This window comes from Ruficoccus amylovorans, assembly GCF_014230085.1.
GTDB lineage: Bacteria > Verrucomicrobiota > Verrucomicrobiia > Opitutales > Cerasicoccaceae > Ruficoccus > Ruficoccus amylovorans.
On the sequence record NZ_JACHVB010000014.1, the window covers coordinates 49,150 to 68,523 of the forward strand.

Annotated in this window: 17 protein-coding genes; 11 read left to right on the forward strand and 6 right to left on the reverse strand. The window is 62.1% G+C overall.

What is annotated here, in order from left to right:
* From H5P28_RS04760 to H5P28_RS04795, 8 genes are all read left to right on the forward strand, one after another.
* Entirely contained in the window at window positions 1-1,038 is a 1,038-nt protein-coding gene (locus H5P28_RS04760; RefSeq protein WP_185674572.1) for a ParB/RepB/Spo0J family partition protein, read from the forward strand.
* Window positions 1,039-1,175: 137 nt separating this feature from the next.
* Window positions 1,176-1,718 (forward strand): preprotein translocase subunit SecG, encoded by a 543-nt coding sequence (gene secG, locus H5P28_RS04765; protein WP_185674573.1) that lies wholly within the window; start codon window positions 1,176-1,178, stop codon window positions 1,716-1,718.
* A 7-nt stretch (window positions 1,719-1,725) separates the two neighbouring features.
* Entirely contained in the window at window positions 1,726-2,616 is an 891-nt protein-coding gene (locus tag H5P28_RS04770; RefSeq protein WP_185674574.1) for an outer membrane lipoprotein-sorting protein, read from the forward strand.
* 333 nt (window positions 2,617-2,949) lie between these two features.
* Window positions 2,950-3,570 (forward strand): CopG family transcriptional regulator, encoded by a 621-nt coding sequence (locus H5P28_RS04775; protein ID WP_185674575.1) that lies wholly within the window; start codon window positions 2,950-2,952, stop codon window positions 3,568-3,570.
* Between the two features lie 141 nt (window positions 3,571-3,711).
* Window positions 3,712-4,893: a pyridoxal phosphate-dependent aminotransferase gene (locus H5P28_RS04780; RefSeq protein WP_185674576.1), complete on the forward strand. Its 1,182-nt coding sequence runs from the start codon at window positions 3,712-3,714 to the stop codon at window positions 4,891-4,893.
* A 6-nt stretch (window positions 4,894-4,899) separates the two neighbouring features.
* Window positions 4,900-6,132 carry an NADP-dependent isocitrate dehydrogenase gene (gene icd, locus H5P28_RS04785; protein ID WP_185674577.1) on the forward strand — a complete coding sequence of 411 codons (1,233 nt, stop codon included), beginning with the start codon at window positions 4,900-4,902 and terminating at the stop codon, window positions 6,130-6,132.
* Between the two features lie 271 nt (window positions 6,133-6,403).
* Complete coding sequence (locus H5P28_RS04790; RefSeq protein WP_185674578.1) at window positions 6,404-7,969, forward strand: CHAD domain-containing protein; 1,566 nt, start codon at window positions 6,404-6,406, stop codon at window positions 7,967-7,969.
* Window positions 7,966-8,706, forward strand: coding sequence for a ParA family protein (locus H5P28_RS04795; protein ID WP_185674579.1), 741 nt, complete (start codon window positions 7,966-7,968; stop codon window positions 8,704-8,706). The genes H5P28_RS04790 and H5P28_RS04795 overlap by 4 nt, the downstream gene beginning before the upstream one ends.
* 119 nt (window positions 8,707-8,825) lie before the next feature.
* On the opposite strand, the gene H5P28_RS04800 is transcribed toward H5P28_RS04795, so the two are convergent.
* Window positions 8,826-10,052 (reverse strand): AI-2E family transporter, encoded by a 1,227-nt coding sequence (locus H5P28_RS04800; protein WP_185674580.1) that lies wholly within the window; start codon window positions 10,050-10,052, stop codon window positions 8,826-8,828.
* Between the two features lie 252 nt (window positions 10,053-10,304).
* Window positions 10,305-10,592 (reverse strand): glutaredoxin family protein, encoded by a 288-nt coding sequence (locus H5P28_RS04805; RefSeq protein ID WP_185674581.1) that lies wholly within the window; start codon window positions 10,590-10,592, stop codon window positions 10,305-10,307.
* 151 nt (window positions 10,593-10,743) lie between these two features.
* Between H5P28_RS04805 and uvrA the strand changes: the two genes are divergently transcribed.
* Both uvrA and H5P28_RS04815 read left to right on the forward strand, forming a co-directional pair.
* On the forward strand, window positions 10,744-13,602 hold the full coding sequence (gene uvrA, locus H5P28_RS04810; protein ID WP_185674582.1) for an excinuclease ABC subunit UvrA: 2,859 nt from the start codon (window positions 10,744-10,746) through the stop codon (window positions 13,600-13,602).
* Window positions 13,603-13,668: 66 nt separating this feature from the next.
* Window positions 13,669-14,514: an inositol monophosphatase family protein gene (locus H5P28_RS04815; protein ID WP_185674583.1), complete on the forward strand. Its 846-nt coding sequence runs from the start codon at window positions 13,669-13,671 to the stop codon at window positions 14,512-14,514.
* Window positions 14,515-14,543: 29 nt separating this feature from the next.
* Here H5P28_RS04815 and H5P28_RS04820 read toward each other — a convergent pair whose 3' ends face one another.
* From H5P28_RS04820 to thiH, 4 genes are all read right to left on the reverse strand, one after another.
* On the reverse strand, window positions 14,544-15,125 hold the full coding sequence (locus H5P28_RS04820) for a hypothetical protein (protein ID WP_185674584.1): 582 nt from the start codon (window positions 15,123-15,125) through the stop codon (window positions 14,544-14,546).
* Window positions 15,126-15,282: 157 nt separating this feature from the next.
* Window positions 15,283-16,641, reverse strand: a complete 1,359-nt coding sequence (locus H5P28_RS04825; RefSeq protein WP_185674585.1) for an MBL fold metallo-hydrolase — start codon at window positions 16,639-16,641, stop codon at window positions 15,283-15,285.
* 70 nt (window positions 16,642-16,711) lie between these two features.
* Window positions 16,712-16,924 (reverse strand): sulfur carrier protein ThiS, encoded by a 213-nt coding sequence (gene thiS / locus H5P28_RS04830; RefSeq protein ID WP_185674586.1) that lies wholly within the window; start codon window positions 16,922-16,924, stop codon window positions 16,712-16,714.
* Between the two features lie 22 nt (window positions 16,925-16,946).
* Window positions 16,947-18,155: a 2-iminoacetate synthase ThiH gene (gene thiH / locus H5P28_RS04835; protein WP_185674587.1), complete on the reverse strand. Its 1,209-nt coding sequence runs from the start codon at window positions 18,153-18,155 to the stop codon at window positions 16,947-16,949.
* 196 nt (window positions 18,156-18,351) lie between these two features.
* Between thiH and H5P28_RS04840 the strand changes: the two genes are divergently transcribed.
* On the forward strand, window positions 18,352-19,290 hold the full coding sequence (locus H5P28_RS04840; protein ID WP_185674588.1) for a polyphosphate kinase 2 family protein: 939 nt from the start codon (window positions 18,352-18,354) through the stop codon (window positions 19,288-19,290).
* Window positions 19,291-19,374: the final 84 nt, after the last annotated feature.

Consider the following 19,374-nt stretch of genomic DNA (forward strand, 5'->3'; position numbering starts at 1 on the left):
ATGGCTCAAGCGAAGAAACGACTCGGCCGCGGCCTCGGCAATCTGATTGCCGGTGGCGTGGCCAAAAAGGAAACGCCCGCGCCCGCCCCGGCCCCAAAGAAGGCCAAGCGCGGCAAGAGCGCCAAAGGCAGCAAAAAGGAGAAGACAAGCGTCACGCCGATCAAGCGCGCCGCTCCCAAGCCTGCCGCTGCCGCTCCTGCGCCCGCGCCGGTTCCGGCTCCCGCTCCGGCCCCTGCCGCGCCCGAGAGTCCTTATCGCGAGATCGACGTGTCGTCGATTGACCCCAGCCCTTACCAGCCGCGCCGTCAGATGAACGCCGAGCCGGTCAAGGAACTGGCCGAGAGCATCCGCTCCGAGGGGCTGCTCCAGCCCATCGTCGTGCGCCAGCGCGGGCAAAAGTACGAGCTTATCGCAGGTGAACGCCGTTGGCGCGCCCACCTGCACCTGGGCCTGAAAAAAATCGCCGCCCGCATCATGGACGCTTCCGACAGCTCGTCGGCGGTCATTTCCCTGATTGAGAACGTCCAGCGCGAGGGCCTCAACGCCATCGAAGAGGCTCTGGCCTACGCCAGCCTGATGGGTGATTTTGACCTGACCCAGGAGGCCGTGGCCGAGCGGGTGGGGAAGGGCCGCGCCACCGTCGCCAACGCCCTGCGCCTGCTCCAGCTCGACCGCGAGATCCAGGGCTATGTGGCCAAGGGCATGCTCTCCGCCGGTCACGCCAAGGTCCTGCTCGGGCTCGAAGACCCGGCCCAGCGCCTGCTGCTGGCCCGCCGCATTATCGAAACCGGGATGAGCGTGCGCGAAGCCGAGAAGCAGGTCCAGCGCCTCAAGAGCGAGCCGGGGAAAAGCCCCCTGACGCACCGCAATGCCGCCGGGGCCGAGGACACCATCGTTCGCGACCTGGAGAAGCAGATCGCCACCCGGCTCAACACCAAAGTCCACCTCAAGCACACGGCGAAGAAGGGGCGCATCATCATCGAGTACTACGGCAACGAGGATCTCCAGCGCATTCTGGAGAAGACCGGCCTCCAGTAAGTCCTGCCTGCGGTAAGTCCTGCGCGGCAGGCGGATACGCGCCCCGGCAGGCCCCTAAATCCGGCCCCGCGCGGTTTCGGCTTGAACCGGGGGGAACTTTTCCTCATTTTCGGCCTCTTTTTCAGAATAATCATTCCATGAGCGGTTTAATCCTAGGTTTCTTTACAGTCGTCCTGATCCTGATCTGCGGCTTCATTACCCTTATCGTGCTGATGCAGCGCGCCAGTGCCAACTCCGGCATGGGCGCGGCCCTCGGTGGCGGCGCGGCTGAGTCCGCCCTCGGTGGTGGCGCGAGCAATGTGCTGGTCAAAGGCACCATCGCCGGCGCGTGTCTGTTTTTCCTCATTTCCTTCGGCCTGTACCTGGGTTATCTGGGCAGCTACGAGGAGCAACTCCAGAAAGGCGCAGTCCTGCCGGGCATGAGCGGAGTCGCCCCTGAGGCCGCCAAGGAAAACCTCCCGGACCTGACCGACGTTCCCACCGCCTCCGGTGGCAGCGGCACGACCTCCGTCAATGTGACGGGCACCGCTGCTGAAGATAGCGCGGCTGCCGATGCTTCTGCCGCTCCGGTTGTCGATGCTCCGGCTTCGTCAGACGCTGCCGCTCCTGCGACGGACGCCGCTTCGGCTCCGGCTGTAGACGAAGCTCCGGCCACCGAAGAGGCCCCGGCTGCGAATTAATCGGACTATGCTCCATCGCGCACAACGGTTTTCCCTGCGGTGCTGTTTTGCCGCGCTGAGCCTGTTTTTCGTTTGCGGAGTTGGCTATGCCCAGGCCGCCAAGCCGGGCGAGAAGGGCCGTACGTCGATGGCGGTCACTCCGCTGACCCCTGATGAGGGGCGCGAGCAGTTGGACGCTTTCCGTCGTCAGCGCATGAGCGGCGACTATGTCTTCCGTTTTGAATTGATCCATTATCCGCGGCGCGGGCCGAAGGTCAGTTACGAGGGTTATCTCTGGGGCACCTGGAACGAGCAGGGCCCGCTCAGCCGGATCATTATCTGGGGCGATCACGCCTCCGGCGATCCGACCGTGGATATGATCGTGCAGAACGGGGCCAACCCGAAGGTGTGGATCGCGGGCAAGAACGGTCGCGCGGTCGAGATGTCCAAGGCCCAGATGCGTGACCCGGTACTGGAGGGGATCGTCTTCACGCCTTTCGACTTGCTCATGCCTTTCATCTACTGGGAAAACTTCGAGTACGGCGGCAGCGAGCGCCGTTCGGGCCGCCCGCATGATATTTTCAATATGCTTCCCCCGCCGGGCTGGGAGAAAAACGCCCCCGACCTCAAGAGCGTGGCCATCACGCTCGACCGTAATTTTCGCGCCTTGAACCGCATCGAGGAACTTGACACTGAGGGCAAGGCGATGCGCACCTTCAAGATTGTCAGCTACAAGGAACTGGACGACCAGTATGTCGTGAAGGAGATCGACCTCGTGGATGAGAAGACCCGCGACAAGACGCGCTTCGCCGTGTTGGCCGCCGCCGTTGATGTCGAGCTGCCCGCTTCGACATTTGACCCCCGCGCGATCGGGCTGGGATTGCCACCGGTGCGGGGGCTCCCCTTCAAGGGGATCTGATCCGGCCCGCACGTGCGGTTGCCGCAGTCGGTGTATCCGTCTGGCATGACAGAGCCCGGCATTACCGGTGGGGATTGGGCCGGGTTGCGTAGCGGTCCGACTCATGAGAGGTGGTGATGTCGCTACCGTCTTTCGCCGACGTTTTTTGCCTGTGACTGGGGTGGACTGTTGTATTGGAAACTCAATACGCGCCAATGAGTGCCGAACGCTTCTGTTGTAAGCTATCTTTTTATCTTCCGGTCAGGTGAAAATTTTTATTGCCTGACAGGGGTACTCTGATTTAAAGGTGACTTTGTCGTCGTTAGGGCATACCGACGACGTCGCTAAAAAATCATGACGGCAACGCACAAGCAAAAGACGTTCCCCATCACTTTTGACATAAGTCAGGGACAACACCGCCAGCTTCAGAAACTCAAGCGTGAGTACGGAGTGGCTTCACTGAGCGAGCTGGTGCGTCTGGCAGTTTCGCGCTTTAACTTTGCCCGAGTCCCGAAGTCGGCTCAGGAGCACCAACAGATTTCGGTGCGTCTGGCCGAGGCGGATAAGGCTGTTTTAAGTACGACCTCAAAGGCTAGGAATATCAGTGTGGGAGAGCTACTTCGTACCGCTTTGGACGAACTGCTCGCCAACCCGCCTGGTAAGGATTCTATCCAAACCCAAACTAGAACGAACATGCCTACAAAAAAAACAGCCAAGAAAAAAGCGGCCCCTAAAGCCGTGAAAAAAGCGCCGTCGAAAAAAGTAGCCCGTAAAGCCGTGGCGAAAAAGGTAGCGGCAAAGAAGGTTGCCAAAAAGGCTCCCGCGAAGAAGGTTGCCAAAAAGGCCGTGAAAAAAGCTGCGGTCAAGAAAGCACCCGCCAAGAAGGTAGCCGTGAAAAAGGCAGCCAAGAAGGCCGTGAAGAAAGTCGCTGCCAAAAAGGCTCCCGCCAAGAAGGCCGCCAAGAAAAAGAAGTAACTTTGGCCGCCTGACGGATACGTAAAAACGGCCTTTCCGGCCGGATCTGTGCGACACTGCCAAAAAAGGGGTTGCTTTGCGCTGGCAATTGGCAACCATCGCTGGTCATCGTTATTTTTAACCAGCGTCATAGTTAAGGCAATGTCACAAGATCGTTTATCCGTCTGGGCCAAAGGTATATCCCCGTCCCCCACGCTTGCCGTCGATGCGAAGGCGAAAGCCCTCAAGGCCGAAGGCAAAGATGTTTGCGGGTTTGGAGCCGGCGAGCCTGATTTCGATACGCCAGAATTCATCAAGGAGGCGTGCGTTGAAGCTTTGCGCGCGGGGCAAACCAAGTATTGCCCCGCCGCCGGCCTTCCGGCCCTGAAAAAGGCGCTGGCCGATAAGTATAAGCTGGATAACAACCTGGAGGTTGATCCGAGCCAGATCGTCGTCAGCCCCGGAGGCAAGTACTCCTGCTACCTGGCGATCCTTGCCACATGCAGCCCCGGCGACGAGGTTGTCATTCCCGCGCCGTTCTGGGTCAGCTACCCGGAGATGGTCAAGCTGGCCGGGGCGACCCCGGTTATCATCAGCGCCGGTGAGGAGGCTGACTTTAAAATTACACCCGAGCAGCTTCGTGCCGCCATCACGCCGAAGACCAAGCTCGTCATCCTCAACAGTCCCTCGAACCCGACGGGCACGGTTTACACGCCGGTCGAGATTGAGGCGCTGGTCGAGGTGTGCCTGAGCGCGGGCGTGCTCATCATGTCCGATGAAATCTACGAGTACCTGCTCTATGATGGCGTCACGCACCTGAGCCCGGCCTCCCTGAGCAAGGAAGCCGCCGAGTCCACCATCACGGTGGGGGGCTTCTCCAAGACATTTTCCATGACCGGCTGGCGCCTGGGCACGCTGGTGGCCCCGAAGGCCATCGCCGCCGCCGTGGGCGACCTCCAGAGCCAGACCTCCTCGAACGCCACGACCTTCGCGCAGTTCGGGGCGCTGGCCGCGCTCAAGCAGCGCGACGAGGCCAAGGCCGCCGTGGCCAAAATGCTGGCCGTCTTCGACAGCCGCCGGCTCAAGCTGCTCAATGGCCTCAACGCCATCAAGGGCATCAACTGCCGCCGCGCGCAGGGGGCCTTTTACCTCTTTCCCTCCCTCTCCGGCCTCGGGATCAGCTCGACGGACTTCGCCGCCCGGCTCCTCGAAGAGGAACTGGTCGCGGTCGTTCCGGGTGTGGCCTTTGGCGCGGACGAGTGCATGCGCCTGAGCTATGCCACCTCCGACGAGGTCATTGACAAAGGACTTGAACGGCTGGCGCGCTTCTGCCAGCAACTCTAATCTATCATGAGCGAAAAAATCACCATCGAGAACGGCAATCTCATCGTGCCGGACAAGCCCGTCATCCCCTTCATCGAAGGCGACGGCACCGGCCCTGACATCTGGAACGCCTCGGTGCGCGTCTTCGACGCCGCCGTTGAAAAAGCCTACGGCAGCTCGCGTAAAATCGAGTGGATGGAAGTCCTTGCCGGGGAGAAATCCTTCAACCAGACCGGTGACTGGCTCCCGCAGGCCACGCTGGATGCTTTCCAGGAATATCTCGTAGGGATCAAGGGCCCGCTGACGACTCCGGTCGGCGGCGGCATCCGCTCGCTCAATGTCGCGCTTCGCCAGATCCTCGACCTGTATGTGTGCCTGCGTCCGGTGCGTTGGTTCGAGGGCGTTCCCAGCCCGGTCAAGCGCCCCGACCTGACCGACATGGTGATCTTCCGTGAAAACGCCGAAGACATCTACGCCGGTATCGAGTTCGAGAACGGCACCCCCGAGTGCATCAAGCTCAAGGACCTGCTGAAGGAAAACTTCCCGGCGATGTTCAAGAAGATCCGCTTCCCTGAGACGGCGGGCCTCGGCATCAAGCCCGTTTCAAAGGAAGGCACGCACCGCCTGGTCAAGGCCGCCATCCAGTACGCGATCGACAACGAGCGCGACTCGGTGACGCTCGTGCACAAGGGCAACATCATGAAGTTCACCGAAGGCGCCTTCCGCGACTGGGGCTACCAGTGCGCGAAGGAAGAGTTCGGCGCGACCGAGCTCGACGGCGGCCCCTGGTGCTCCTTCAAGTCCCCGAAGACGGGCAAGGAGATCATCATCAAGGACGTCATCGCCGACGCCATGCTCCAGCAGATCCTGACGCGCCCGGCCGAGTACGACGTGCTCGCCACGCTCAATCTGAACGGCGACTATATCTCCGACGCGCTTGCGGCCTGCGTGGGCGGCATCGGCATCGCCCCCGGCGGCAACATCAACTACGACACCGGCCACGCCATCTTTGAAGCGACGCACGGGACCGCCCCGAAGTACGCCGGCAAGGACCAGGTCAACCCCGGTTCGGTCATCCTCTCGGGTGAGATGATGTTCCGCTACATGGGCTGGACCGAAGCGGCCGACCTCATCATCAAGGGCGTTAACGGTGCCATCAGCAACAAGACCGTGACCTACGACTTCGAGCGCCTGATGGACGGTGCCAAGCTGCTGAAGTGCTCCGAGTTCGGCGACGCCATCGTCGCGAACATGGACTAAGCGCCCCGCGCACTCCGACACTTTCAAGCCAGCCGGTGTTTCATCCGGCTGGCTTTTTTATTGTCGTGTGCGGCCACGCACTGCGGGGCTTGGGGGCGCACAGCCCCCAATATTGGGTGCATCTATTTTAAAGAAAGAAACACACCTCCAATGTTACAATTACGCCGAGGGAGGCGATTTCTCTTTAAGTGACGGACGTGTTACGGAATACTCACCGGTATGCTGCGTAGCGTTCTTGCTCCGTGGCCTGCTGTTTTATTGCGGCGGCATCATGTTGCCCGATTTTTCCCCCATGAAGGCCGATACCTGCATCCTGTTTGATTCCGAGACAGCCGAAGCCGCCTGCCTAGAGTCGCTGGGGGCGCAATTCGGACTGGAGGCGGCGGGAGCGAGCCAGAGCCGTCATGTTTATTTCGATACTTTCGACTGGCGGCTCTTCGCGGAGGGCTACGGGCTGGAGAGTGCTTCCGGCGAACTTCGCCTGTGTTCGCTCGCGGACGACGAGGTGCTCGCCGCGCTCCCGTGGAAAAACCGGCGGGCTCCGGCCTTCGCGTCAGAGGTGGCAGAGGAAGGGCCGTTGCGCGATGCGCTTGCCAAGGTGTGTGGTATTCGCGCCCTGCTGCGGCAGGCGGAGCTGACGGCGCATCTGCGGGATTTCCGCGTCCTCGACGCCGAGGGGAAAACTGTCCTGCGCGTGCGTTTTGGCAGCTATGCCTTTCACGGCGGGAGCAAGCCTTTCCTGCGCGAATGGCGCGTGCGTCCGCTCAAAGGCTACGAAGCCGAGGCGAGGGAGTTTTGCTTATTGGCCGGACGTTATGGCAAGCGCCAGAAAGGGCCGGGCGGGCATCCGCTGACGCTCGCGCTACAGGAGCGCGGGGTCGATCCCTTTCGCTACTCGCCCAACCGGGACCTAGGCTTTTCGCCGGAGTTGCCCGCCTACCTGGCTGCACGGAGCGTGCTGGAGCACGCGCTGGAAGTGGTCGAGGCGAACGAGCCGGGCATCCTTGACGACACGGATACGGAGTTCCTGCACCACTACCGGGTGGCGCTGCGGCAGACGAAGTCCGCGCTTGGGCTGTTCGGCGAGGTGCTCCCCAAAAAGGAAACCGACGCGCTCAAGCAAACCGTCGGGGCGCTCGCCCGCGCCAGCAATACTGTGCGCGACCTGGACGTTTTTCTGCTCAAGCGGGCTTCGATCACGGCGCGTTTACCGGGCGCTTTCAACCCAGGGGTAGAGACCTTTTTTCGTCGCCTCAAGGCGGAGCGTCGCCGCGAGTTTAAAAAGCTCTGCGCGTTTCTGCGCTCGGAGGAACTGCCCGCGGGCAAGCTCCAGTGGCGCGAGTTCTCGACCCGGCTGGCGAGCCCGGACTTTTCACCCGCTCCAGGGGTGTCGGTTTACACCGTGGCCTGCGCGAATATTTCCCGCCGCTATGCGCGCATCCTCAAGCGCGGGGGCAAGCTTGGTCCCGGTTCGCCCGAGGAGCCGTTCCACGAACTGCGGATCGACTTTAAAAAACTGCGCTACAACCTGGAGTTCTTCCGCTCGCTCTTTCCGGGGAAGGAGGTGGGCTACTTCATCCGCCACCTGCGCCGGATGCAGGGCCTGCTCGGCGACCTCAACGACATCAAGGTGCAACGCGATTTCCTGACCGCGCGGCTGGCGCGGCTCGACCTGAAAACCCGCGACTCGGCCAACATCGCCGCCTCGCTCGGGGCGCTCATCGCCCGGCTGGAGGAGGGGAGCCTGCGCTTGCGCGAGGGCTTCCCGGCGGCCTTTGCCGAGCTGGCCGACGGTCGCATGAAGTCCATCGCCGGGCGGCTCTTTCGACCCTCATGAAGATCCTGACGCTTTACCATCTCAAGGGCGGGGTGGGCAAGACCGCCGCCGCCGTCAACCTCAGCTACCTGGCGGCAGCCGAAGGACGGCGCGTGCTCCTGTGCGACCTCGATCCGCAGGGCTCGGCCTCGTACTACTTTCGCATGCGCCCGGCGCGCAAGGTCAAGGTCGGCAAGCTGCTCAAGTCGGCCAAGTTCGCCGAAAAGCAGGTGCGCGAGTCCGACTACGAGAACCTCTTTCTCATGCCCTCGGACCTGGTCCTGCGCCAACTCGACGCCAAGCTTGAAGCCGGGAAAAAGTCCCGTTCACGCCTGAAGCGGCTTTTCGCGGGGATGGAGGACGAGTACGACCTCATTGTGGTCGATGCGCCCCCGGCCATCACGCTGCTGGCGGAGAATCTTTTCCGCGCCTCGGACCTGCTCTTGTTGCCGATCATCCCGACCGTGCTCGCGCATCAGGCCATGCTTAAGGTGATGGAGTTCATGGAGACCGAAGGGCTGGACACCTCGCGGGTGCGGGCGTTTTTCTCCATGGCCGACCGGCGCAAGAAGCTCCACCGCGAGTTTATGAAGCAGCTTTCGGCGGATGCCACGCGCTTCCTGCCCGCTGCCATCCCCTATGCCAGCGCGGTGGAAAACATGGGACTCGAACGCCGTCCGCTGCCCGACTACGACCGTCGCAGCCCTGCCACCAAGGCCTACCGCGAATTGTGGGCGCAGTGCGCCAAGCTGTTGTAGCGTGTGGGTCGATCGGTCGCGTTTTTTTTAACCGCAAAGACGCAAAGGCGCAGAGGTTTTTTCAAGGGAAGGGCTTCTCGTCAGGGGGGCGATGGCTGCTTTGTGGGCCTTTTGTCCGTTTATGCTTTCTCCGCGCGGGAAGCTTCTTCGGCGGAGAGAGTGGAAGTGGCGTCGTCTTTGTTCATGAGCATGGGCAGGTACTTGACCTTGACCAGCCGCCAGAGCACGACGAAGAAGGCCGTCAGGGGGATGGCGAGAATCATGCCGAGGATGCCGTCCAGCGCAGTACCCCAGAAGAAGATAGCGATGATGATGACCATCGGGTGCAGGCCGGTCTGCTTGCCCATGATGCGCGGCGTGAGAAAGTAGCCCTCCAACGCCTGCACGGCTGCGAAGACCCCCAGCACCCAGATCACGGTGGAGACACCGCCGTCGCTTTGCAGGTAGCCGATGGGCAGGGCCATTCCGAGGCCGAGGATGGTGCCGAGGTAGGGGATGATGTTGAGGAAGCCCATCGCCATGCCGATGAAGAATCCGAACTTGAGCCCGACGAGGCTGAAGCCGATGGCGTAGCAGACGCCCATGATGAGCCCGATCACGATCTGGCCGCGGAAAAACGAGACGATGATGCCGACAAACTCGCGCACGAGGAACACGATGTCGTCGCGGATCTTGTCGTTGACGAAGACCAGCTCGCGCTTGAGGTCCTGCGAGAAGTCGCGGTCGCTCAGCAGGAGGAAAAACAGGTACACCGGGATGATGGCGAACTGCGCCGAAAGGCCGAAGAAGGTGAGCACGCCCTTGCCGGATTTTTGCAGAATGCTGACCATGCTCCCGGCGCTGTTCTTGATGACTTCCAGCAGACGGTTGGCGAGCTCGCCGCTCTGGTCCATCATGGCGGCCCATTTTTGTTCGCCGAAAATGTTCTTCCCCATGTCCATCAAGTCGGGGAATTTCTGGCGGATGGAGGCGATCAGTTCGGTGATCTGGTCGGGGAGGGTTTTGAAGAAGACGATGATCTGCTTGTCAAACAGCTCGAAGATCGCGTACACGCCCACCCCTGCGATGAGGATGGCGATGACGTAGAGGATAAGGATCGAAGGGATCAGCCCGAGGTGCAGCTTGCGGCTGATCAGGCTGACGACGGGGCGCAGCAGCATGGCCAGGATGCCCGCCGCCGCCAGCGGCCAGAGGACACCGCTGAAAGTGCTGACAAAGACTTTCAACAGGTAAAAGCACAGCAACACAACCGCGCACAAAAAGACGACCCCCAGCGCGGTCAGCGCCGCGACGACAATCCGCTTTTGCAGGTCGCTGAAAACTTTGTTCGGCTGCTTGTCGCCCATGAGGGGAAGCATGCCCGGCGCGCCCCGCCTGTCGAGGTTTTATCGTACGGTGTCCCGCCGTGGGTTGCAGGAGTGCAGGTGCACTGGTTTGTGCAGTATAAAGCCGGTTTCCGTTTCGCTTGCGGCAAGCCGGTTTCCTTGACGAACCGGCGGAATCCACCCCAGTTCGGACTGACTGATGCTCCGATGCGGGGTAGGCACGCAGTGCCGTAGGGGGATTGATCCCCCTCAGTGCCAGCGGGCGCAACCCGCCTAGTCGTCTTCGTAGTTGTCGCCGAGGCCGAGCTCCATGCGGGTTTCGGGGTCTTCGGCCAGGGCGTCCTTGAGTTCCTCCACGCTGAAGTCGGCCACGATGAAGTCGCCAAATTCGAGGGTGGGGGTCTTGGTCTGGCCGCTGACTTCGATCATGCGCTGCATGTTCTGGGCGCTCAGGTTGACATCGCGCAGATCGACTTCGACCGCGTGACGCTGGAAAAAGGCCATGGCTTCACGGCACCAGGGGCAACCGCGCTTGATATAGAGAATGGGGTGTTTCGACATCTCGTTTGTGCTTGGTTTTTATTGGCTTAAATCAAGCACGGCAAGACGGGTTCCGCAACCCTTTTCGGCGCTTTGCCCAAAGCCAAACAAACGTGACCGGGCTTGCGCTCGGGGCGAAACGGGGGCAGGTTAAAAGGATTTGCACAGCACGATGTCCGAGACCGAAAGCCAGCCCTGTATTCACATAAAAGGCGCGCGCCAGCACAACCTGCGCGACCTCGACCTGCGCATCCCGCGCGGGAAGCTGGTGGTGATGACCGGCGTCTCCGGCTCGGGCAAGTCGAGCCTGGCCTTTGACACCATCTATGCCGAGGGCTACCGCAAGTACATGGAGAGCCTCTCGGCCCGCGCCCGGCAGTACCTGGACCAGTTGCCGAGGCCGGACGTGGACTTTATCCACGGACTGCCGCCGGTCGTGGCTATCGAGCAGCGTACCATCACGGGCGCGAATCCGCGCAGCACCGTCGCCACGGTGACGGAGATCGCCGACTATGCGCGGCTGCTGTGGACGGTCTGCGGGGAGCAGTTCGACCCGGTGGACGGCGCGCCGATTGAGCGGCGTTCGCTCGACGATTGCATTGCCCGCATTTACGAGGAGCCGGAGGGGAGCCGCCTCATGCTTCTGGCCCCGGTGATGACGGCCAAGCCCGCCGTGTTACGCGAGGAGCTGCCCCGGTTGCGGCAGAAAGGTTTTTTACGCGTGCGGCTCGACGGGGAAATTCGCGAGTTGGCGGACGATAAGATTATCCCCTCCGGCAGCCGCGAAGTCACGGTCGAGGTGGTGGTGGACCGCATCGTGCTCGGGTCGGATCAGCGCGGGCGCATTGCCGACTCGTTGGAGCTGGCCTTCCGCGAGGGCGGGGATCGGGCGATTGTCATGGTCCAGCATGACAGGGAAGCCCCGTGGGGCGAGTTCCGGCTCAGCCAGGCGCTGGCCGGGACGCGCTCGGGCGTGGTGTACGAGCCGCTCTCGACGCGCTCCTTTTCCTGGAACAGCCCCGAGGGCGCTTGCCCGACCTGCGGCGGGCTCGGGCAGACCATGCAGTTCAGCGACGAGTTGATCGTGCCGGACCCGTCGAAGTCCGTGCGCGGCGGCGCGGTCAAGCCCTGGCGGCTCGGCTCCAAGGCGATGATAATTAAACGCAACGCCATCCTCAAGCAGCTCTCCGAGCAGTTGCCCTTCGACCGCAACGTGCCGTGGAGCGAATTGCCGGAAGAGACCCGCCAAATCATCCTGCACGGGGCGGGGGAACGGCTGTTTTCCTTCAAGCTCAAGGCGGGCAATGCCAAGCCCGAGGCCACGCCCTTTGCCGGGGTGATCGCGGATCTGGAGGAAAGCCGCCGCACGAGCAGCAGCGATGGCTTCCGCGCCCGGTTGATGGCGTTCCAGGTCACGTCGCTGTGCCCGGATTGCCAGGGGAGTCGCCTCAATGCCCGTGCGCGTAACGTGCGCGTCGAGGGCGTGTCGTTCACGGACTTTATCGGGCTCGGGATCGAGCGGGCGCGGGAATTTGTCTCCAAGCTCGGCGGGCGCAAGGGGCGTTACGAACCGGCCGCCGACGCCATTCGCGGCCTGCGCGAGCGACTGGGGTTTTTGACCGAGGTTGGGCTGGAATACCTTACGCTGGATCGCATCTATGCCACACTCAGCGGCGGCGAGGCCCAGCGCGTGCGGCTGGCTACTCAACTCGGCATGGGACTGGTCGGCGTCGCCTACGTGCTCGACGAGCCGAGCATCGGCCTGCACCCGGTGGACAACCAGCGGCTGATTGACACGCTGGTTGGCCTGCGCGACCGGGGCAACTCCGTGCTCGTGGTCGAGCACGACGCCGACACGATGCGCGTAGCGGACCAGTTGATCGAGCTCGGGCCGGGCGCGGGCGACCAAGGCGGCGAACTCATTTTCCAGGGGACGCCGGAGGAGTGCATGGCCTCGCCGCGTTCGCGGACCGGGCCGTTTCTTTCCGGCCAAAGCGAGATCATGCGCGACGCCCGTGTGCTGGAACCGCGCCACGGGATGCTGACTGTTATAGGAGCGCGGGAGAACAATCTGCGCGACCTCAATGTGGGCTTCCCGATGGGGCTGCTGACCGTCGTGTGCGGTGTGTCCGGCTCGGGCAAGAGCACGCTCGTCAACGACATCCTGGCGCGGGCGGCCGCCTTCAAGCTCAACGGTGCGAAGACCATCCCCGGCCTGCACAAGGAGATCGACGGCCTGCGCAACTTCAAGACCGTGGTGCGCGTGGACCAGGAGCCCATCGGGCGCAGCCCGCGCTCGAATCCGGCCACCTACGTGAAACTTTTCGACCAGTTGCGCGATCTTTTCGCCAAGTGCCCGCTGGCCAAGGTGCGCGGCTACAAGCCGAGCCGCTTCAGCTTCAACGTGCGCGGCGGGCGCTGCGAGAAGTGCCAGGGAGACGGCCAGATCAAGCTCGACATGCAGTTCCTCGGGGACGTGTTCGTGGAGTGCCCGAGCTGCCGCGGCCAGCGCTATAATCGCGAGACGCTGGAGATCCGCTTCAAGGGCTACAACATCGCCGAGGTGCTCGACATGACCGTCGAGGAGGCGATGAAGCACTTTCGCAACCAGCCGAAGATTTTTGAAAAGCTCGCCACGCTCGCTGCCGTCGGCCTGGGCTACGTCAAGCTCGGCCAGCCCGCCAACACTCTTTCCGGCGGCGAGGCCCAGCGGATCAAGCTCTCGCTCGAACTCTCCCGCCGCCAGCAGGGCGAGACACTCTACCTGCTCGACGAGCCCACCACCGGCCTGCACTGGGAAGACATCCAGAAGCTGATGGACCTGCTCTTCCAGCTTCGCGACGCGGGCAACACCGTTGTCATTATCGAGCACCAGCTCGATGTCATCGCCCTGGCCGACTGGCTGGTCGAGCTCGGCCCCGGCGGCGGCAAGTCCGGCGGCAACCTTGTCTTCGAGGGCACCCCCGCCGACATGACCCGCGCCGAAGGCTCTCCCACCGGCTCCGCCCTCCGCGCCGCCGGTCACGGGTGAGAGGGAGAAAAAGAAGCTCGCTCTGGGGTTGCGCCGGAGGGGGGGAGGTGTCACTTTGGCCGATTCATGAAACCTCAGAAGCGGAAGCCGGGCCGCAAACCGGTCGCCAGCGAGCTGCGCCACCGGATCAACGCCGGGCGGGTCGCGGTGAAAAACCAGATTGCCTTTTTCGAGAGCCAGTTCGGGCAGGTTGAGAGCCAGTGGAAGGAAGATGACACGCGGGTGACGTTCGCGGACTTTGCTATTTCTGAAAAGGTATTTACCGAGTTGCGCCGCTCGTTCCCGCATGACGATTTTTGCAGCGAGGAGTCGAATCCCGAGGACGAGGAGATGCTGCTGGAGGCTGAGTACGCCTGGATTCTCGATCCCATCGACGGCACGAACAATTACGCGCTGGGAATTCCGATGTGTTCAATTTCGCTGGCGCTGCTGCGCAACGGTGAGCCCGTTTACGGCTATATCTACGACTATGCCCGCCGCACGCTGATCGAGGGCGGGGAAGGCGAGGGCGTGCTCGACGGCACGCACCGATGCCGCGTGCTGGCGGACGAGCCGACGGTACAGAGCCACTTTGCGACGAATTTCCCCTTTGATCCGGCGGACATGGCGCTGACACGTGAGCTGTTCGAGCAGTACCGGGTGCGGTGCTTCGGCAGCGCGGCGATGAACCTGGCCTACACGGCGACGGGTAAGCTTGAAGCCTGCCTCGACTTCCGGGTCAAGGTCTGGGATGTGGCCGCCGGGTTCGCCATGATTAAGGCCGGGGGCGGCGAAGTCGTTTACTTCGGCGAACCGGCTTTTCCGCTCAATCGCTTCCACGTACGGATGCCTGCCGTGCGTTATGTGGCGGGTAATCCGGCTTTTTGCCGGATCGTGGAGGAGCGTATCCGCGGGGGCGGTGGCAAGGCCTAGGGCCTGAACGGGCCTCTGGAAAAACTACGTTATTGCTTGAAAACGAAGCTCTTGCGGATCAGGTCAAAGCCGGGCATGGCTTTGTCGAGGTCGTCCGAATAGTACAGCTCGGTGACGAGGATGCCCTTGGGGCCGTCGGTCGAGACGAAGATGCGGGCTCCGCCGGGAAGGAAGCCGGCGATCTTGCCCTTGAGGTGGCGTCCCTGGCCCTTGAAGTTGCCCCACTGCTCGAAGCTGTCGCGCGAGTAGGTCTCGATCATGGGGCCGTCCAGCGTGGTCAGGATGCTGAACATGATGTCGTCGGCGTCGGTGTCGGCGTCGGGGACGAAAATCTTGATCGTGATGTAGGAGTCGGCGTTGGCGACTTCGATGGTGAACAGGCGGTCGGCGTCGAAGTCTTCCTGTTGGGTGGCGACGGTCCAGTCAGCCGGGTAGGTCAGGCTGAAGCCCGGGCGGTCCAGCTTCTTAATCTCGTTCGGAGACCAGTCTTCCTGAAGGACGCTCAGGGCCAGTTGGTTGGCGGAACCGAGCGTCTCAAGGCCGGAAATTCCGGCGTAAGTTCCTGCCATCCCGGCAAGAAGGCAGAAGGACGAGGAGAGAAATTTACGCATGTATAACAGGTGAGTAGTTATTGAGAATTGCCTATTAAAAGAGAGAACGCGACCGGGTGGTTTTCGTACTTGGTTGCGTAAGGCTGATACCCCAATAAGACCTGCTTGTCAACGGGATAGTGTAAACTACTCGTAAAATACGGTACGCATTGTCGCGCTATACCGTGTAGCATGTACCGGGAACCGGGTCGGTGACGCTGTAACCCTGGTCGCTCTGCTCCAGCTCTTCCTTGAACCAGGCCCGCGCCTCGGGGTCGCCATGCGTGAGGACGATGGCGCGGGGCTCGCAGTGGTGAGCGAATTCGAGCAGTTCCTCGCGGTCGGCATGGCCGCTAAGGTCGAAACGCTCAATACTGGCCCGCACGGGCGTGACGTAGTCCAGCGCGTCGAAGACAAAGGATTCGTCCCGCGGGGTTTCCAGCAACTGGCCACCGGGGGTGTCCGGGTCGCAGTAGCCGACGAAACAGACGGCGTTGTGCGGGTTTCCGAGCAGGGACGACGCGACGGCGTAGGAGGGGGTTTTCTCCACCAGCATACCGCTGCTGACCACGAAGAGCGTGGGACGTGAGGGGGATTTGCCGGGGTCGGGGAAACGCTTCAGGCTCTGTACGCCGAGCTTTTTCAAGATCGTGCGGCGGAAATGGACCGCATTGAACTTGCGGGAAATGTTATCGAAGTAATCGACCAGATCCAGCCCCAAGCCCGAGCAGACGACGGGGACCTTGGGGATGTCGCCCTTGGAGACGGCTTCCTCCAGGATGGCGAGGATCTCCTGCATCCGGCCCAGCGCAAAGGCCGGGATGAGGACGGAGCCGCCGTTTTCCAGTGTGCGTCCGACGGTCTGGAGCAGGCGGGCGACCTCGTCTTCGCGGGCCTTGTCGGCGGTGCGGGCGGTCAGGCCACGGGTGGTTTCCATGACCAGGGTGTCAAAGGTCTCGTCTGGAAAGGATGCGCCGGGCAGGGTTTTTTGGTCGGTAAAGAGCACGTCACCGGTGAAGAAAATCGAGCGGTGCTTGTAGGTCAGTTTGACCCCGGCGGCCCCGACGATGTGGCCGGAGGCGTAGAGGGTGACCTGGACTTCCTCATTACCCTTGGCGAAGGTGCGCGCGTGCCCGTAGGGCAGGGCGAACATCATCGGCTCCAGCCGGTCCAGCTCGGAGTAGCTGTACAGCGGGTACTCGGGGATGTGCTGCTCCTCGCGCTGGCGGCGCATGACGTTACAGGAGTTGCGCAGCATGCGGACGGCCAGCTCCTGAGTCGGCCGGCTGAGGATAATCATGGCCTCGGGCTGGTGGCGCAGAGCCACGGGCAGGGAGCCGAGGTGGTCGAGGTGGCAGTGCGTCAGGATGAGCGCGTCGATGCTGTTCGGGGCCAGCTTATCAAAATCGGGCAGGGTGTCGCGCCCGACTTTTTTCGGGTGGATACCCGCATCGATAAGGAAACGGAAGGGGCCGAGTTCGACCAGAAGGCAGTTTGCTCCGATGCCTCCGTGCGGGTTCAGGTCTGTCAACTTCATGGAAAGCGCGAAAGCCTAACGCCTTTTTCCCGCGTTAGGCAATTCCCCTATTTCTGAAAAAATAACCGGCTTATCCCCCCGCCACGATGCGGACGATTTCGAGGTTGTCGCCGTTGGCGAGGGTGGCCTTGAGGGTTTCGGCGGGGGTGAGGGCTTCACGGTTGCGCTCGACCACGACGCGCTCCGGTGCCAGCCCGAGCGTATCGAGGAACTCCGGCAGCGTGGCCTGGGCCGCGATCACGTAGGGTTTGCCGTTGGCGGTGATGTGGATTTTGTCGCTCATGCTGGGGAAAGGGTTGATCGGTTCAGGTGGAGGTGTCGGTGCCGACGAGGGCGCGGTCGAAGTCCTTCCAGACCGCTTCGTAACCCTGGCGCCGGATCATGGCCGCAATCTCAACCGGCGGGCGCTCGTCTGCAATATGAAACTGCTCGCCGGGTTGGTCGGCCTCGGGGGTCCAGGTGTCCTCGTCGAAATGTTCGTACCCGCCGGGCTCGGTGCTGGAACCGGCGCTCATCAGGGTGACGCCGAGCTTGACCAGCCCGTCGCGCAGTTCGGGGCGTTCGCGGGTGGAGAGGGTGATCCCGACCTGCGGCAGGAACATGCGCAGGGCGCAGATGACCTGCACCATTTCGCGGTCGCTCATGATAAAGGACGGGTCCGGCTGGTAACCGCCGGCGGCCGGGCGCATGCGCGGGAAGCTGACTGAGATCTGGGCTTTCCAGCAATGCTTGAGCAGGTGACGGGCGTGGGCGGCGACGGCCATCGTCTCGTGCCGCCAGTCGTAGAGCCCGTAAAGTGCGCCGATGCCCAGACGGCGGAATCCGGCTTCGTAGCCGCGCTCGGCGGTGTCCATGCGCCAGGCGAAGTACTTTTTCGGCCCGGCTTTGTGCATGGATTCGTAAGTGCTCTGGTGATAGCTCTCCTGATAAACGATGAGCCCTTCGGCTCCGGCCTGAACGAGGGGAGCGTAGTCAGCGGCGTCCATCGGCCCCAGTTCCAGCGCGACGGAGGGCATGTGCCGCAGACCGGCCTGGATGCACTCGCCGACGTAGCCGTTGGAGACGTATTTGGGGTGTTCTCCGGCCACCAGCAGCAGCGAGCGGAAGCCCTGTCGCGCGATCTTGGCGATCTGTTCCTCGGCCACCTCGACCGGGATAGTCAGGCGCGGGATGTCGTTATTGCGTGAAAAGCCGCAATAGGTGCAGACGTTGACGCACTCGTTGGAGAGGTAAAGCGGGGCGAAAAGCCGGATGGCCTTGCCGAAAAAGCGCTGTGTGAGCCGTTGAGAAACCGCCGCCATCTCCTCCAGATACTCTCCGGCCTCGGGCGAGGTCAGCAACGCGAAGTCCTCCAGCGTCTCGGCGCGGCCCTTGCGGAGGAGGGCGGCGATGCGGTCGCGGTCCCCGTGGCGGGAGCGGTAGGCAAGTTCGCTGATCGGGAGCCGTTGCAGGCTTTCGGAAAAACGTCCCGCCGGCGCTTCGGCCGGCGTGTGGTACTTGGCGGGTCTGGCCATAATCCGCCTAGCTTATACAGCCCGGCGGCGAAAGCAACGTCTTTGCTCGCGAAATGTCCAGTCTCCTGCCCAGTCCCGTTGTTTGGAAAAAGGGCTATGCGCTTCTTCGCGTGGGTGCGCGGGCAACTCTTTCCCGTCTGTGTGAGTCTGTGATCGGAGCTTGGAGTCCGGGAAAAAATGTGACAAATTGTCGGGTATGAAGAAAAAACTTCTCAAAGCCGGCACCTCGTTCACGGTCAAACTGGGCGAAAGTGACACCCTGAAAATCAAGCTCGGGGAGGTGCTGGTGCCGCCGGGCCGGTCGGTTAATTTGAAGAAGGACTTCGATCCGGGGTTTACTGCCGGGTACGAGAATGAAAAGGCGGCTATGGCCAAAGTCCGGGCCAATGTCGGCAAGATGAGCAAGCTTCAGGACAAGCTCTACGCGCAGAACCGCTACAGCCTGCTGATCATTTTCCAGGCGCTCGACGCGGCCGGCAAGGATGGGGTGATCAAGCACGTCATGTCCGGGGTCAACCCGCAGGGCTGTCAGGTGACGAGCTTCAAGACGCCCTCGACCGAAGAGCTTGACCATGACTACCTCTGGCGCTCGGTGCGGGCGCTTCCGCGCCGGGGCGAGATCGGGATTTTCAACCGCTCGCACTACGAGGAGGTGCTCATCACCCGCGTTCATCCGGAGATCCTCCAGCGCCAGAAACTGCCTGCTTCCGACATGGGGCCGGAGATATTCGAGAAGCGCTACGAGCAGATCAACAACTTCGAAAAATACCTGGTCGAGAACGGCACCATCGTCCTGAAGTTTTTCCTCAACCTTTCAAAAAAAGAGCAGGCGCGTCGCTTCCTCGCCCGAGTGGACAACCCGGACAAAAACTGGAAATTCTCGGACGCCGACTATGCTGAGCGCCAGCACTGGGACGAGTACCAGGACGCCTATCAGGCGTGCATCAGCCATACCAGTACCTCGCATGCCCCGTGGTTCGTCATCCCGGCGGACAACAAGTGGTTCACGCGGCTGGCCGTATCCGAAGTCATCGTGCGCTCGATGAAACTGCTCCCGCTGGAGTACCCGAGCGTCAACGCCGAGCACAAGAAAATGATCTCCCGTATTGGAAAAAAACTACAAAAGGAAATCTAGGTGCGTGCCCGGTGCGTGACCGCACTGGACATTCTTTTTCGGGGGCTGGCTGGACCAGCGCCCCTAAGCGCCCAAAAGGCCGTT